The sequence below is a fragment of the Actinomadura sp. NPDC049382 genome (genome assembly GCF_040677125.1).
In the GTDB taxonomy this organism is placed as follows: domain Bacteria; phylum Actinomycetota; class Actinomycetes; order Streptosporangiales; family Streptosporangiaceae; genus Spirillospora; species Spirillospora geliboluensis.
Map to the genome: position 1 here is coordinate 1 of NZ_JBFARO010000174.1, position 14,941 is coordinate 14,941.

Here is a 14,941-nt window from a genome sequence, read left to right on the forward strand (position 1 = left end):
GGTACTGCATGGGAGACCGTGTGGGAGAGTAGGACGCCGCCGGACACATATTGCAGGAAGGCCCCGCCGTTTTCGGCGGGGCCTTTCTCATTTCTCAGCCCCGGGGCGACCCGGTCAGTATTCGGTTCGCGTTGCCGAGACGGGTGGCGACGGCCGCGCGCTCCCGGTCGAGTTCGGTCTTGTGCCGGGCGATCAGACGCTTCTGGTAAGCGGCCTCAACACTCGCCCAGATGTCGACGAGACGGGCTTCGTGCTTGCACCGCACGTCCGCCACGGCGGTCGCGGTTTCGACCCCGGTGACGCGGTGTCCGGGCCCGTCGATGAACCGCCGGTCGCGGTTGGCGTCCCTCGGCGTCGCGTACGCATGGCCCGCCCGCTTCATGCAGCGGCTCCAGGCGGCGAACGCGGTGCGAACGCGGCTGTCCTGCGCCGCCGTTCGCAGGCTGGTGAAGGCCAGGCGGTCCGCGAGCGTCCCGTCGGACCGGGCGCCGGCGTTCAGCGTCCGGCCGGCCTCGCCGACGCAGCCGCCGTCCGGGACGTCCCGGCCGCGGATCTTCGCCGGCCCGTCGCCCCAGGCGGCCTTGCGCGCCCGCGGCGGCAGGTCCGGCCGCGGCGGCCGTTTGGTGATCTCGGGGCTGCTGTAGCCGAGCCTGCCCGCCCGCTCCTCGTCGGCGAGACCGTAGCGGCGGGCGTTCTGGGAGAACGGCGGGGGCGCCGGGTCTCCGAGGTCGAAGGTGATGCCGTAGCGCCGGAGGCATGCGGACACGAGCTTCTTCTCCGCGCGCTGGACGGTCCTCCGCTGCGCGGGGCTCGTCCGGTAGGCGTCGAGGGGGAGGGTGAGCGCGTCGACGTCGCCGACGTGGCGGACGCGGACGGCGGGCTCGTCCGGGCGCTGGGTCGCGCACCCCGCGAGGACGAGCGGGACGAGCAGCGCGGCGGTCGCCCGTGCGTGGTTCACGGTGGGTGCCTCTCTCGCATCGCGAACGGCGGGTCCGGGCGGCGCGGGGTTCCACGCCCGGACCCTCTCATCGGGTCAGGCCGCGTCGAAGGAACCGAGGTGGTCGTTGATCCCCGGGTTCAGGTTCCCGTCGGTCTCGTCCTCGAGCTCCTGCGACTGGCCGGTGAAGTTGGGCTCGCTGTAGACGACCTCGTTCCAGACGGTGTTGAGGTTCCGCCACGAGCTGGCCGTCTGCTGGACGTTGTGGCCGTTGGGGAAGCGCTGGCCGCCGAAGTCCTGGACGTTGTTGTCGTAGCAGCGGCTCGAACCCTGCTGGCCCGGGTCCTCCCAGAAGCAGCTCGTCGCCTGGGCGGGCGGCGCCACCGTGAGGCAGGCCGCCCCGCAGAGCGCGGTCGCGGCCATGAGGCGCCATGTCCTTTTCGCCATGTCGATCTCCCTTCACCCGCGGCGCCGGGATGGCGCCGATCCGTAGTCGGGCGAACACAGATTGTCATGCGGGTGGCCGGCGGAGAAGTGGGCGGAGGCGCGTCTGACCTGGTGGGCAGGCGTTCCTGCCCGTCGCGGGTGCGGGTTCGCGACACGCCGGCGGTTTTTCGCGCGCCCGCGGCCGCGTCCACCGGTCCGGCCCAGTGTCGGAGCGGTGCTCTACGGTGAGGCCATGCCGCCGCTCTCGCCCCGCCTCCAGGAGATCGTCGACGCGCTGCCGCTCACGCCGGACATGCGCGTCCTGGAGATCGGCTGCGGGCCGGGCGCCGCCGCGCGGGCCGTCGCGGCCCGGCTCGACGGCGGCGGGCACATCCTCGCGATCGACCGATCCGCGAAGGCGATCGCGCAGGCGGAGGCGGCCGCGGCCGAGGAGATCGCATCCGGGCTGATGAGCGTCCGGCGGGCCGCCATCGAGGACTTCGCGCTCCAGGCCGGTGAGGCGCCCTTCGACCTGGCGTTCGCCGTGCGGGTCGGGGCGCTCGACGGCCGCCACCCGGAGGCCGGGCGCCGCGCCGTGCGGCGCATCGCCGCGGTGCTGGCGCCGGGCGGCCGCCTCCTCATCGACGGCGGTGACCCGCTGCGGGAGATCCCCCTCTGACCGCGTGGCCGGGCGGGCCGGGCGGAGTCAGCGGCCGAGGGCCCGGTCGAGCGTGGCGGCCCACTGGGTCAGCAGGCGGGTGCGGCGCGCCGAGTCGTCGGTGAGCAGATCGGCGAGGCCCAGGCCGCGGACCAGGTCGAGGGTCGCCTGGACGCTCTCGCGGACGCCGGGGACGCTCTCGTCCGCGCCGAGCGCCTCGACGGTGAGGCGGTGCGCCTCCCGGCCGACGCGGGCTTCGAGGGGGACCACCTGCGCGCGGAGTTGCTCGTCGGAGCTGGCCGCGACCCACAGCTGAAGGGCGGCGCGGAACAGCGGGCTGGTGTACATCTCGCCGAGCAGGGCCACCACGTCCAGCGTGGACGGGCGGCGGCCGGCGAGCCCGTCCAGGCGCTCGCGCATCTGGGTCATCCGCACCTCGGAGCCGTAGCCGACCGCGGCCGTCACCAGCTCCTCCCGCGTCCGGAAGTGGTGCTGGGCGGCGCCCCGGGAGACGCCCGCGCGCTCGGCGACCACGGCGACGGTGGTGCCGGCCCAGCCCACGGAGGCGAGGCAGTCGATCGCGGCCTCCAGGAGGCGCCGCCGGGTGGCGCGGCTGCGGTCCTGCTGCGGTTCGCGGGGGAGTGCCTGGGCGGTCATGGGTTCCTCGGCTCGACGGGCTTCCAGTCAACCAAACGGCCCCGCAGAAAAACAATCAGGCGCGATTGATTTTTTCGGGCGGGGCTGGCAGTGTTCAGCCATGAGCCAACCGCTGCGGGTCGGGAACGCCTCGGGCTTCTACGGCGACCGCTTCGCCGCGGTGCGGGAGATGCTGGAGGGCGGGCCGCTGGACGTCCTCACCGGCGACTACCTCGCCGAGTTGACGATGCTGATCCTGGGCCGCGGCAAGATGAAGGATCCGGACGCCGGGTACGCCACCACGTTCCTGCGCCAGATGGAGGAGTCCCTCGGGCTGGCGGTGGAGCGGGGCACCGCGATCGTCGCGAACGCCGGCGGGCTCAACCCGCGCGGGCTCGCCGACCGGCTGCGCGAGCTGGCCGCGCGGCTCGGCATCGAGGTGCGCGTCGCCCATGTGGAGGGCGATGACCTGCTGTCGCGCGCCGGAGAGCTCGGCTTCACGGATTCTCCGTACGGAGCGCCCCTCACCGCCAATGCCTATCTGGGCGCCTGGGGGATCGCCGAGTGCCTGAAGGCCGGCGCCGGCGTGGTGGTGACCGGCCGCGTCACCGACGCCTCGCTGGTGGTGGGCCCGGCCGCCGCGCACTTCGGATGGGCGCGGGACGACTGGGACGCCCTGGCGGGCGCGACCGTCGCCGGGCACGTCCTGGAGTGCGGGGCCCAGGCCACGGGCGGCAACTACGCCTTCTTCGAAGAAATCTACAACGTAAAGGCGCCGGGCTTCCCGATCGCGGAGATCCATGCCGACGGCTCCAGCGTCATCACCAAGCACGACGGGACCGGCGGCGCCGTGACCACCGAGACCGTCACGGCCCAGCTTCTCTACGAGATCGGCGCGCCGTCCTATGCCGGGCCCGACGTGACGACCCGCTTCGACACGATCGAGCTGGCCCAGGACGGGCCCGACCGCGTGCGGATCAGCGGCGTAAAGGGGACACCGCCGCCGCCGTCCACCAAGGTGTGCCTGAACCACCTCGGCGGCCACCGCAACGAGATGACGTTCGTCCTCACCGGGCTCGGCATCGAGGCCAAGGCGGAGTCGGTCAAGGCGCGGATGGCGGCCGCGTTCGGCGACGCGCCGCCGACCCGGGTGGAGTGGACGCTCATCGGCGCCGCCAAGGCCGACCCGGCCACGCAGGGGGAGGCGACCGCGCTGCTCCGCTGCGCCGTCCTTGACCCGGACCCGCACAAGGTCGGCCGCGCGTTCAGCAACGCGGCGGTGGAGCTGGCCCTCGCCGGGTACCCGGGCTTCACGATGACCTCCCCGCCCGGCAAGGGCGGCCCGTACGGGGTGTACTCGCCGGCGTACGTCCCCAACGAGGCGGTCGAGCACGTCGCCGTCACCCCGGACGGCACCCGCGTGCCGATCGCCCCGGCACCGGTCACGGCGCCGATCGCTGAGGGGATCGCGGCGCCGGGCGAGCAAGAAGGCGCCGCCTCCGTCCCCCAAGGGCCGGTGGCACCGGTGCCCCTCGGACGGGTGGCCGGGGCGCGGAGCGGGGACAAGGGCGGAGACGCCAACATCGGCGTCTGGGCCCGGACCGGCGCCCAGTGGGCCTGGCTCGAACCCTTCCTCTCTGTGGAGAGGTTCAAGGAGCTGCTGCCCGAGACCCGAGAGCACACCGTCCACCGGCACGTCCTGCCCAACCTCCGTGCGGTCAACTTCGTGGTCGAGGGGCTGCTGCAGGAGGGCGTATCCGCCTCGACCCGGTTCGACCCGCAGGGCAAGGCCCTCGGGGAGTGGCTGCGGTCCCGCCTCGTCGACATCCCGGAGGCACTCCTTTGACCCTGAAGAGCACGCTGGACGCGCGGAGCCCCGAGTACCGGGAGCGCCGCGCCGCCATGCTGGACAAGCTCGCGGCGCTGGACGCCGAGCACGCCAAGGCCCTCGAAGGCGGCGGCGAGAAGTACGTCGCGCGGCACCGCAAGCGCGGGAAGCTGCTGGCCCGCGAGCGCATCGAGCTGCTCCTGGACCCCGACTCGCCGTTCCTGGAGCTGAGCCCGCTCGCCGCCTGGGGGAGCGACTTCCCCGTCGGCGCCAGCGTCGTCACCGGCATCGGCGTCGTCGAGGGCGTCGAGTGCGTGATCGTGGCGAACGACCCGACCGTGCGGGGCGGCTCCAGCAACCCGTGGACGGTGAAGAAGAGCTTCCGGGCGTCCGACATCGCGCTGGAGAACCGGCTCCCGGTCATCAACCTGGTCGAGTCGGGCGGCGCGGACCTGCCGACGCAGAAGGAGATCTTCATCCCCGGGGGGCGGATGTTCCGGGACCTGACCCGGCTGTCCGCGGCCGGGATCCCGACGATCGCGCTGGTCTTCGGGAACTCCACCGCCGGCGGCGCGTACATCCCGGGCATGTGCGACTACGTGGTCATGGTGAAGGAGCGCGCGAAGGTGTTCCTCGGCGGGCCGCCGCTGGTGAAGATGGCGACGGGTGAGGAGGCCGACGACGAGGAGCTCGGCGGCGCGGAGATGCACGCCCGCGCGTCCGGCCTCGCCGACTACATGGCCGCCGACGAGGCGGACGCGCTGCGCCTCGGGCGGCAGATCGTCCGGAACCTCAACCACCGCAAGCTCGGCCCGGCGCCGGGCCCGGTGGAGGAGCCCCTGTACGACGCGGAGGAGCTCGCCGGCATCGTCCCCGAGGACCTGAAGGTCCCGTTCGACCCGCGCGAGGTCATCGCCCGGATCGCGGACGGCTCGCGGTTCGAGGAGTTCAAGCCGCTCTACGGCACGAGCCTCGTCACCGGCTGGACGCGCGTGCACGGCTACCCGGTCGGGGTGCTGGCCAACGCGCAGGGCGTCCTGTTCGGCGCGGAGGCGCAGAAGGCGGCCCAGTTCATCCAGCTCGCCAACCAGAGCGACACGCCGCTGCTGTTCCTGCACAACACGACCGGCTACATGGTCGGCAAGGAGTACGAGCAGGCCGGGATCATCAAGCACGGCGCCCTGATGATCAACGCGGTGGCCAACAGCAAGGTGCCGCACATCTCGATCGTGATGGGCGCCTCCTACGGGGCGGGCAACTACGGCATGTGCGGCCGGGCGTACGACCCCCGGTTCCTGTTCACCTGGCCGAGCGCGAAGTCGGCGGTGATGGGGCCGCAGCAGCTCGCCGGCGTCCTGTCGATCGTGGCGCGGCAGGCCGCCGAGGCGCGCGGGCAGGCCTACGACGAGGACCAGGACCGCGCCATGCGGGAGATGGTCGAGGCGCAGATCGAGGCCGAGTCGCTGCCGTTCTTCCTGTCGGGCCGGCTCTACGACGACGGCGTGATCGACCCGCGCGACACCCGCACCGTCCTCGGCCTGTGCCTGTCCGCCGTCCACAACGCGCCCGTGCGCGGAGCCGACGGCTTCGGCGTCTTCCGGATGTGAGCGAATCAATGATCAACACAGTGCTGGTCGCCAACCGCGGCGAGATCGCCCGCCGCGTGCTGCGCGCCTGCCGGGGCCTCGGCATCGGGACGGTCGCGGTGTTCTCCGACCCCGACGCGGACGCGCCGCACGTCCGCGGGGCCGACACCGCCGGGCGGCTGCCCGGGGCGGCCCCGGCCGAGACGTACCTGTCGGCGGAGCGGCTCCTCGCGATCGCGGCGAGCGCGGGCGCCGACGCCGTCCATCCCGGCTACGGGTTCCTGTCGGAGAACGCCGGGTTCGCGCGGGCCGTGCTGGACGCGGGCCTGACCTGGATCGGCCCGCCGCCGGACGCGATCGCCGCGATGGGCTCCAAGATCGAGGCCAAGAAGCTGATGGCCGCCGCCGACGTCCCGGTGCTGCCGGAGCTGGACCCGGCCGCGGTGACCGCCGCCGACTTCCCGCTGCTGGTCAAGGCGTCCGCGGGCGGCGGCGGGCGCGGCATGCGGATCGTCCGGGCGCCCGGCGACCTCCAGGACGCCGTGGCGGCGGCGCGCCGCGAGGCGGAGTCGGCGTTCGGCGACCCGGCCGTGTTCTGCGAGCCGCTGCTGGAGGACGCGCGGCACATCGAGGTGCAGGTCCTCGCCGACGCCCACGGCACCGTCTGGACGCTCGGCGAGCGCGAATGCTCGATCCAGCGCCGCCACCAGAAGATCGTCGAGGAGGCGCCGTCGCCCGCCGTCGGCCCGGAGCTGCGCGCCGAGCTGTGCGCGGCGGCGGCGAACGCGGCCCGCGCCATCGGCTACACCGGCGCCGGGACGGTCGAGTTCATGCTCGCCCGCGACGGCGGCTTCTTCTTCCTCGAAGTCAACACCCGCCTCCAGGTCGAGCACCCGGTCACCGAATGCGTGTACGGGGTGGACCTCGTCCGGCTCCAGATTGAGGTCGCCGAGGGCGCCCGCCTGCCCGAGGCCCCGCCGGAGCCGCGCGGCCACGCCGTCGAGGTCCGCCTGTACGCGGAGGACCCCGCGCACGACTGGCGGCCCGCCAGCGGCACCCTGCACACCTTCGAGGTGCCGGGCGCGGACGCCGAGTTCGCCGTCCCGGCGGAGCACGGGCTGCGGCTCGACAGCGGCGTGGAGAGCGGCGCGGAGGTCGGCGTCCACTACGACCCGATGCTCGCCAAAGTGATCGCGTGGGCTCCCACACGGCCCGCCGCCGCCCGGCGGCTCGCCGCGGGCCTGCGCGGCGCCCGCATCCACGGCCTCACCACGAACCGGGACCTGCTCGTCCGCATCCTGGAGGAACCGGGCTTCCTGGACGGCGACACCGACACCGGCTATCTCGACCGCGTCGGCCTGAGCGCCCTGGCGGCGCCGCTGGCGGACGAGGCGGCGGTGCGGGTCTCCGCGCTGGCCGCCGCCCTCGCGCTGGCCGCCGCGAACCGGTCGGCGGCGCCGGTGCTCGGCGGGCTGCCGTCCGGGTGGCGCAACGTGCGGTCGCAGCCGCAGCGCCGGACCTTCGAGGGCCCGTACGGGACGGTCGACGTCGACTACCTGCTGCACAGGGGCGGCCTCACCTCCGAGCTGTGCCCGGACACCTCCCTGGTCAGCGCCGCGCCGGACCGGGTCGTCCTCGACCGCGGCGGCCTCCGCGAGACCTTCGCCGTCACCGCGGCCGGGGACGCGGTGCACGTCGACTCCCGCCTCGGCCCGGTGGCGCTCACCGCCGTCCCGCGGTTCGCCGACCCGAGCGGCCGGCTCGCCCCGGGCTCCCTGCTCGCCCCCATGCCCGGGACCGTCGTCCGCGTCGAGACCGAGGCGGGCGCGAAGGTCGCCGAGGGGCAGGTCCTCGTCGTCCTGGAGGCCATGAAGATGGAGCACCGCATCACCGCCCCGTCCGCCGGGACGGTCACGGAACTGAACGTCGCCGCGGGCGGGCAGGTCGAGTCCGGCGCCGTCCTCGCCGTCATCGAAGCCGTCACCGAAGGGACCCCCGCATGAGCTTCGTCGAGACCGAGGAGCGGCGGGCGCTGCGCGCGGCCGTCGCCGAGCTGGGCGCGAAGTACGGCCCCTCCTACTACGTGGAGAAGGCCAGGGCCGGGCAGAAGACCGACGAGCTGTGGGCCGAGGCCGGGCGCCTCGGGTACCTCGGCGTCAACGTGCCGGAGGAGTACGGCGGCGGAGGCGGCGGGATCGGCGACCTCGCCGCCGTGTGCGAGGAGCTGGCCGCCGCCGGGTGCCCGCTGCTGCTGATGGTCGTGTCCCCGGCGATCTGCGCGACGATCATCGCGCGGTCCGGCACCGAGGAGCAGCGCCGGCACTGGCTGCCGCGCTTCGCCGACGGGTCGGTGAAGATGGCGTTCGCGATCACCGAGCCCGACGCCGGCTCCAACTCGCACCGCATCACCACCACCGCGCGCCGGGACGGCGACGGCTGGGTGCTGAAGGGGCAGAAGACGTTCATCTCCGGCGTGGACGAGTCGGACGCCGTCCTGTTCGTCGCCCGCTCGCAGGACCAGAAGGGCAACCTGCGGCCGTCGCTGTTCATCGTCCCGACCGACGCGCAGGGCTTTACCTACACGCCCATCGACATGGAGATCGTGTCGCCGGAGAAGCAGTTCGTCTGCCACCTCGACGACGTCCGGCTGCCCTACGACGCGCTCGTCGGCGACGAGGACGGCGGGCTGCTGCAGCTGTTCGCCGGCCTCAACCCCGAGCGGATCATGGCGTCCGCGATGGGCGCCGGCATCGGCCGGCTCGCGCTCGGCAAGGCCACCGCCTACGCCCGGGACCGGCAGGTCTTCAAGACGCCCATCGGCGCCCACCAGGGCCTCGCGCACCCGCTCGCCGCCGCGAAGATCGAGCTGGAGCTGGCCCGGCTGATGGCGCAGAAGGCCGCCTGGCTCTACGACGCGGGCGACGACGCGGGCGCGGGCGAGGCCGCGAACATGGCCAAGTACGCGACCGCCGAGGCCGCGATCCACTGCGTCGACCAGGCCATCCAGACGCACGGCGGCAACGGCCTCACCACCGAGTACGGCGTCGGGATGCTCGCCGGCGTCGTCCGCCTCATGCGCATCGCCCCGGTCAGCCGGGAGATGATCCTCAACTTCGTCGCCCAGCACACCCTGGGCCTCCCCAAGTCCTACTGATCGGCCGGAGCAACGGACACTCATCCTTTGCCTTACTTAGAGTAGTGATCTGACCACTCTAAGTACTTCCTCGGAGAGGATCGCGGAGGAAGTATCGGAAGGGCGAAAGGAACGATCAAATGAGCAGGTTTCTCTCGGTTCTTGTCCTGACGGCCGGCACGACCCTGGCCGGGTTCTTCGGCCTGGCGGCGGCGGCCTCGGCCGCTCCGGCGGCGCCCGCGGTCCACGCGCCCGCCATGGCCCACTGCGACTGCGGCTGCTGCGGTCACCACGACGGCCACGGTCACCACCACGGCCACGGCGACAACGACAACGAGAACACCAACATCAACATCAACGTCTGATCCCCGCCGGCCGCCGGCACGGCGGCCCGGCCGGCGCTGGCGGAGGTCCGTGCGACCTCCGCCAGTCGCATTCCCCCCCGCCGGACGCTCAGCCGAGCAGCGCGTCGAGCTGGGCCTCCAGCGGCACCGGGGCGCCGAGGCGGTTGTCCACCGCGACATGCGGCACCGGCGGCGGCTCCGCCGGGCGCATCCGCGCCGTGAACGCCTCGAACGCGGCCAGCTTGGCGGTGTCGCGGGACGAGCCGCGCGCCTCCAGCCGGTGGCGGAGCGTCCGCGCGTCCGACCGGATCCACACCAGCCGGACGGGCGCCCCGCCCAGCGCCGCGACCCACTCCGCCCACCGGGCCGCGTCCCGGATCTGGCCGGTGAACGGCCCGCTCAGCAGCACCGGGCATCCGTGCGAGCGGATCTCCCGGGCCGTGGCGGTCATGCCCGCGTACTCGTGCTTCTTGACGTGCTCGTCGTACCAGGGGCCCTCCCGCTCGCCGGGGTCGCGGGAGGCCGCCGCGAGGACCGCCGCCACGAACGGCCCGTACATCGTGTCCTTGTCGAGCAGTGCGGGCACCGGCCGCAGCCGTCGCAGCAGCAACTCCGCCACGGTCGTCTTGCCGGCGCCCGGCGCGCCCGCCACCACCCAGACCGCGGCGGGCGCCGCGTCGGCGACCGTGCCGGTCACGCCGTCAGGCGCATGCGGCGCGTCGCCAGCCGCTCGATGCGCGCCTCGTCGATCTCGTGTCCCAGGCCCGGCTGCGTGAGCGGGACGCCGACGACGCCGCCGGACGAGCGGACGGGCGGCGTCACGAACACCGGCCCGCCCGCCGGGTCGGACACGTCGCTCGGCAGCGTGCAGCCCGGCAGGGCGGCCAGCGCCACCGCCGCGGCCTGCCCGATGCCGAAGGCGCCGGTTCCGCTGCACCACACGTCCCAGCCCGCCGCGTACGCCAGGTCATGGGCGCTGCGCGCGGCGGTCAGCCCGCCGAGCCGGTCCAGCCGCAGGTGCAGCGCCCGGCCCGCCTCCGCCGTCAGCGCCGCGTCGAGGGTCTCCAGGTCGCCGACCGCCGGCGCGACCGCGGTGCGGAGCCGCAGCTGCAGCCGGGCGTGCGCGGCCAGGTCGCCGGCCGGGAACGGGCGCTCCACCGCCGCCAGGCCGTAGGCGTCCAGCGCCTCCAGCACCGCCAGGTGCTCGGGCGACTCGGTGTAGGCGTGCCCCGCGTCGGCGACGAGGGCCAGCGCCGGGTACGCCTGCCGGATCACCCGGACGGGCTCGATGTCCCAGCCGGGGCGGATGTCCAGCGTGACGCGGGTGTGGCCCGCGCCGACCGCCTTGTTGACGCGGGCCGAGACCGTGTCGATCGCCGGCTCCGGGGAGATCCGCGCGCCCGTCACGATGGACGTGCGGGTGCCGCCCAGCGCGTGCGCGAGCGGCAGGCCCCGCGTCCGGCACCACAGGTCCCAGCAGGCGGTGTCCACGGCCGCGGCGGCCTCGCTGGCGCCGAGGTCGGCGGCGGCGGACACGTCCTCGGGCCGGTCCCAGTCGAGCCCGATGAGGGCCGGGGCCATCCGCGTCTCGATGTCCGCCCACGCGGCGTCCGCGCCCGCGGCGCCGCCCGGCACGGCCATCTCGCCCCAGCCGACCGCGTCGCCGCCGGCGAGGCGGACCAGCACGCTCTCCGGCCGCCGCCCGCGCGGCATCGCCACCTGGAAGGCGTCGCAGCCCTGGATCAGAGGCACCCTCACCCGCCCTTTCGCCGAGGTCGTCTCCCTCTATGATCCACCCGCGCGGGCGCGGTCGGTTACGGGCAGCTGTCCTCCAGCGAGACCGGCTTGGTGTCGGGCTTGGGGGAGGACGACGTGCCCGGCGCCCCCGACGAGGGGTTCTCCGGCCCGCTCGGCGAGGCGCTCGGGGAGCCGCTCGCGCTCACCGCGCGCGGGTCGCTGTTGACGGCCTCGGACGCCAGCTTGCGGATCAGCTTGAAGTCGGGGTTGCCGGTGTAGATCAGCGGCGGCACGAACTGCAGGCTGCGGATCCCGGCGCCGTCCTTGACCTTGTTGGACAGCTTCACCAGCGCGGGCAGCAGCTCCTGCGGGATGTCGGTGGCGAGGGTGCGCTTGGCGGCGGCGGCGAGCTTGTCGAAGCTGGTCAGCACGGTCTGCGGGTCGGCCTGCTCGGCGATCGCGCGCATCAGGCACTTCTGCCGGCCCATCCGGACGTAGTCGCTGCTGTTGGTGCGGGAGCGCCCGTACCAGAGGGCCTCCTTACCGCCCAGCTTGCGGTAGCCGGGCTGCAGGACCGCGCCCTGCTGCCCGTACGGGATCGGCTCGGTGATCTTGAGCCGGACGCCGCCCATGGCGTCGACGATGTCGGCGAAGCCGAACATGTCGACGAGGATGTAGTAGTCGACGCGCAGCCCGAGGATGCCCGCGATCGTGGCCTTCAGCAACTCGGGCCCGCGGTGGTTCTTCGGGACGCCGGGCACCACGTCCGGGTGCTGCTCGGCGTACTCGTACACCTCGTTCAGCAGCCCCGGGTTCAGCGGGCCGTCGCCGGTGAAGCCGTAGGGGAACCGGTCCCGGGCCGGGCCGGGCGGCATCTGGAAGCGCTCCAGGTTGCGGGGCAGGCTCAGCAGCACCGTGTCGCCGGTCTCGGTGTCCACGCTGGCGAGCGTCATGCTGTCGGTGCGCACGCCGGTGCGGTCGGCGGCGGCGTCGCCGCCGAGCAGCAGGATGTTGACGCGGGCCTGCCCGTTGAACGGGTCCTCGGTGTCGACCTTTTTGCCGTTCTCGCTGCCGGTGCGGAAGATGCTGGTCAGCGCGTCCCGGTAGACGTAGGTGCTGTGCGCCGACCACGCCACCGGGACGCCGACGGCGAAGCACATCACCGCGACGGACGCGGCGCCGAGCGTCTTCGCGCTGATCGACATGCCCAGCGGCCGCAGGATCTGGTAGGAGCGGATCACGACCAGGATCCACAGCACGCCGAACGCGACGAGCGCGGCCGCCACCCGCTGCACCACGTCCGGCTGGACGGCCAGGTGCAGCAGGTCGGGCCGGTACACGGTGGCGGCCGCGGCCAGCGCGGCGGCGATCGCCGCCCACAGGGCGAGCAGCAGCGAGCCGGCGATCCGGCGGCCGGTGACGACGTGGGCGACACCCCAGACCAGGGCGGACGCGAGGGTCAGCGCGAGAGCGCGGGAGAGACCCCGCCCCCCGCCGGAGGGACCGTCCCCGCCCCCGTCCCGAGCGTGCCGACTCGACGACCGACCCATGTACGCTCCGATTCCCACCCACGGTGATTTAAGCCCCGGCTCACATGATGGACGCGCGGAACCGGGCAAAGGTTGCGTGGGAGTCGACCGAATGCGAGCGGGTGTTGCCTCTGGTGCAGCTGTTGATCAGGATAGAGAATCGGACCCCGTTTTGGGGAGCCCGGAGCGGATCATCAACTCGCCGGATGCTTTACCAGCTCGTGGACAGCGGCATCCCCTCGGCGAACCCGGACGGGTTCTGGATCCCGACCGTGGCCCGCTCGTGGAACTCCTCCAGCGTGCGCGCGCCCGCGTAGGTGCACGAGCTGCGCAGCCCCGCCACGATCTGGTCGATCAGGTCCTCCACGCCGGGGCGGCGCGGGTCCAGGAACATCCGCGAGGTGGAGATCCCCTCCTCGAACAGGGCCTTGCGGGCCCGGTCGAAGGGGGAGTCCTCGGCGGTGCGCAGCCGCACCGCCCGCGCGGACGCCATGCCGAAGCTCTCCTTGTAGAGCCGGCCGTCGGCGGTGCGCTGCAGGTCGCCGGGCGACTCGTAGGTGCCGGCGAACCAGGACCCCACCATCACGTTCGCGGCGCCGGCGGCGAGCGCGAGGGCCACGTCGCGCGGGTGCCGGACGCCGCCGTCCGCCCACACGTGGCGGCCGAGGCGGCGCGCCTCGGCGGCGCACTCCAGCACGGCGGAGAACTGGGGGCGGCCGACGCCGGTCATCATCCGGGTCGTGCACATCGCGCCGGGGCCCACGCCGACCTTGACGATGTCGGCGCCCGCCTCGATCAGGTCGCGGGTGCCCTCGGCGGTCACCACGTTGCCCGCCACCACCGGGACGGCCGGGTCGAGGCCGCGGACGGCGGCCAGCGCGCTCAGCATCTTCTCCTGGTGCCCGTGCGCGGTGTCGACGACCAGCAGGTCGGCGCCCGCCTCCAGCAGCGCCTTGGCCTTGCCCGCGACGTCGCCGTTCACGCCGACCGCCGCGGCGATGCGCAGCCGGCCGGCGGCGTCCACGGCGGGCCGGTAGAGGGTGGCGCGCAGCGCGCCGGTGCGGGTGAGGACGCCGGTGAGCCGCCCGTCGGCGTCGACGACCGGGGCGAGCCGGTGGCCGCGCTCGTGCAGCCGGTCGAACGCCTCGCGCGGGTCCGCGCCGGCCGGCAGCGTCACCAGGTCGCGGGACATGATGTCGCGCAGCTGCGCGAACCGGTCGACGCCCTGGCAGTCGGCCTCGGTGACCACGCCGACGGGGCGGTCGTCCTCGACCACGATCACGGCGTTGTGCGCCCGCTTGTGCAGGAGCGCCAGGGCGTCCCCGGCGGTGCTGCCCGGGTCCAGCCGGATCGGGGTGTCCACGACCAGGTCGCGCCCCTTGACCCAGCCGATCACCTCGGCGACGACGTCGGCCGGGATGTCCTGCGGGAGCACGGCGAGCGCGCCGCGCCGGGCGACGGTCTCGGCCATCCGGCGGCCGGACACGGCCGTCATGTTCGCCACCACGAGCGGGATCGTGGTGCCGCTGCCGTCGGAGGTCGACAGGTCGACCTCCAGGCGGGAACCGACCGCCGAGCGGCGCGGGACCATGAAGACGTCGTTGTAGGTCAGGTCGTGAGCGGAACGCTCACCGTTCAGCAGGTGCACGGCTGTACTACACACACCAATCGCGGATCCGGGGTGGCTGGGCCACCGTACATTCTCCGCCATACCCGGCGATGGTCCCGCCACGCGGTGCCGCGGGGCCGCCGCGGCCCCGTACCCAGGGGTGATGACTGTGTGTCCCCAGGGTGCGACTGGCCGCTCCGCGGCGATGTCCCCGGGCTCTTCCAGGCAGGACGAAAGTGAAACGCCTGACCCGGTGGAAAACGGTGCAACGTGGGGCTTGGCTCTCTGTAAAGTTACCTCTTGACGTAACTGCGCCCACGATGCACTTTTTTTACATGTGTCTCACGCGGACGGCGGCGGACCCGCCGTAATTGGGCGTGACGGCAGAACCCCCGGGAGAAGCGCATGCAGGTCACGCACTTGGGCCCGGTCGGCCTCCGCCCTCCACCACCGCGTCCGCGGCGACCTGCTCGCCGCCCTGTCCCACGGCCTGACCGGCCGCGCCATCCCGTCTCCGG

The 14,941-nt window shown here is 73.7% G+C and carries 13 protein-coding genes; 6 read left to right on the plus strand and 7 right to left on the minus strand.

Annotated elements, in window-relative coordinates:
* Window positions 1-94 precede the first annotated feature (94 nt).
* Window positions 95-958, minus strand: coding sequence for a hypothetical protein (locus tag AB0K34_RS43070; RefSeq protein WP_364554376.1), 864 nt, complete (start codon window positions 956-958; stop codon window positions 95-97).
* Window positions 959-1,033: 75 nt separating this feature from the next.
* Window positions 1,034-1,384: a peptidase inhibitor family I36 protein gene (locus tag AB0K34_RS43075; protein WP_138639883.1), complete on the minus strand. Its 351-nt coding sequence runs from the start codon at window positions 1,382-1,384 to the stop codon at window positions 1,034-1,036.
* A gap of 214 nt (window positions 1,385-1,598) precedes the next feature.
* Here AB0K34_RS43075 and AB0K34_RS43080 point away from each other — a divergent pair, with 214 nt between their 5' ends.
* Complete coding sequence (locus tag AB0K34_RS43080) at window positions 1,599-2,042, plus strand: methyltransferase domain-containing protein (protein WP_364554377.1); 444 nt, start codon at window positions 1,599-1,601, stop codon at window positions 2,040-2,042.
* A gap of 27 nt (window positions 2,043-2,069) precedes the next feature.
* On the opposite strand, the gene AB0K34_RS43085 is transcribed toward AB0K34_RS43080, so the two are convergent.
* A complete protein-coding gene (locus AB0K34_RS43085) occupies window positions 2,070-2,678 on the minus strand; it encodes a TetR/AcrR family transcriptional regulator (RefSeq protein ID WP_364554378.1) in 609 nt (202 codons plus the stop codon).
* 100 nt (window positions 2,679-2,778) lie between these two features.
* On the opposite strand from AB0K34_RS43085, the gene AB0K34_RS43090 reads away from it, so the two are divergent.
* From AB0K34_RS43090 to AB0K34_RS43110, 5 genes are all read left to right on the plus strand, one after another.
* Entirely contained in the window at window positions 2,779-4,503 is a 1,725-nt protein-coding gene (locus tag AB0K34_RS43090) for an acyclic terpene utilization AtuA family protein (protein WP_364554379.1), read from the plus strand.
* A gap of 56 nt (window positions 4,504-4,559) precedes the next feature.
* A complete protein-coding gene (locus tag AB0K34_RS43095; RefSeq protein ID WP_364554385.1) occupies window positions 4,560-6,092 on the plus strand; it encodes a carboxyl transferase domain-containing protein in 1,533 nt (510 codons plus the stop codon).
* 8 nt (window positions 6,093-6,100) lie between these two features.
* A complete protein-coding gene (locus AB0K34_RS43100; protein ID WP_364554380.1) occupies window positions 6,101-8,074 on the plus strand; it encodes a biotin carboxylase N-terminal domain-containing protein in 1,974 nt (657 codons plus the stop codon).
* Entirely contained in the window at window positions 8,071-9,225 is a 1,155-nt protein-coding gene (locus tag AB0K34_RS43105; RefSeq protein WP_364554381.1) for an acyl-CoA dehydrogenase, read from the plus strand. The genes AB0K34_RS43100 and AB0K34_RS43105 overlap by 4 nt, the downstream gene beginning before the upstream one ends.
* A gap of 119 nt (window positions 9,226-9,344) precedes the next feature.
* Window positions 9,345-9,569 (plus strand): hypothetical protein, encoded by a 225-nt coding sequence (locus tag AB0K34_RS43110; protein WP_138639878.1) that lies wholly within the window; start codon window positions 9,345-9,347, stop codon window positions 9,567-9,569.
* 88 nt (window positions 9,570-9,657) lie between these two features.
* Here AB0K34_RS43110 and AB0K34_RS43115 read toward each other — a convergent pair whose 3' ends face one another.
* The 4 genes from AB0K34_RS43115 to AB0K34_RS43130 all read right to left on the minus strand — a co-directional run bounded on the left by AB0K34_RS43115 (window position 9,658) and on the right by AB0K34_RS43130 (window position 14,462).
* Entirely contained in the window at window positions 9,658-10,245 is a 588-nt protein-coding gene (locus AB0K34_RS43115; RefSeq protein ID WP_364554382.1) for an AAA family ATPase, read from the minus strand.
* Window positions 10,242-11,300 carry an enolase C-terminal domain-like protein gene (locus AB0K34_RS43120; protein ID WP_364554383.1) on the minus strand — a complete coding sequence of 353 codons (1,059 nt, stop codon included), beginning with the start codon at window positions 11,298-11,300 and terminating at the stop codon, window positions 10,242-10,244. The genes AB0K34_RS43115 and AB0K34_RS43120 overlap by 4 nt, the downstream gene beginning before the upstream one ends.
* Before the next feature lie 62 nt (window positions 11,301-11,362).
* A complete protein-coding gene (locus AB0K34_RS43125) occupies window positions 11,363-12,835 on the minus strand; it encodes an LCP family protein (protein ID WP_364554384.1) in 1,473 nt (490 codons plus the stop codon).
* Between the two features lie 190 nt (window positions 12,836-13,025).
* Window positions 13,026-14,462, minus strand: coding sequence for a GuaB1 family IMP dehydrogenase-related protein (locus AB0K34_RS43130; RefSeq protein ID WP_301177799.1), 1,437 nt, complete (start codon window positions 14,460-14,462; stop codon window positions 13,026-13,028).
* Between the last annotated feature and the right edge of the window lie 479 nt (window positions 14,463-14,941).

What these genes read in the sequence shown, in the direction of transcription:
- AB0K34_RS43075 (WP_138639883.1), bottom strand. Translation starts at nt 1,384, where the DNA reads ATGGCGAAAAGGACATGGCGCCTCATGGCCGCGACCGCGCTCTGCGGG.
- AB0K34_RS43095 (WP_364554385.1), top strand. Translation starts at nt 4,560, where the DNA reads ATGCTGGACAAGCTCGCGGCGCTGGACGCCGAGCACGCCAAGGCCCTC.
- AB0K34_RS43125 (WP_364554384.1), bottom strand. Translation starts at nt 12,835, where the DNA reads ATGGGTCGGTCGTCGAGTCGGCACGCTCGGGACGGGGGCGGGGACGGT.
- AB0K34_RS43100 (WP_364554380.1), top strand. Translation starts at nt 6,101, where the DNA reads ATGATCAACACAGTGCTGGTCGCCAACCGCGGCGAGATCGCCCGCCGC.
- AB0K34_RS43085 (WP_364554378.1), bottom strand. Translation starts at nt 2,678, where the DNA reads ATGACCGCCCAGGCACTCCCCCGCGAACCGCAGCAGGACCGCAGCCGC.
- AB0K34_RS43090 (WP_364554379.1), top strand. Translation starts at nt 2,779, where the DNA reads ATGAGCCAACCGCTGCGGGTCGGGAACGCCTCGGGCTTCTACGGCGAC.
- AB0K34_RS43110 (WP_138639878.1), top strand. Translation starts at nt 9,345, where the DNA reads ATGAGCAGGTTTCTCTCGGTTCTTGTCCTGACGGCCGGCACGACCCTG.
- AB0K34_RS43105 (WP_364554381.1), top strand. Translation starts at nt 8,071, where the DNA reads ATGAGCTTCGTCGAGACCGAGGAGCGGCGGGCGCTGCGCGCGGCCGTC.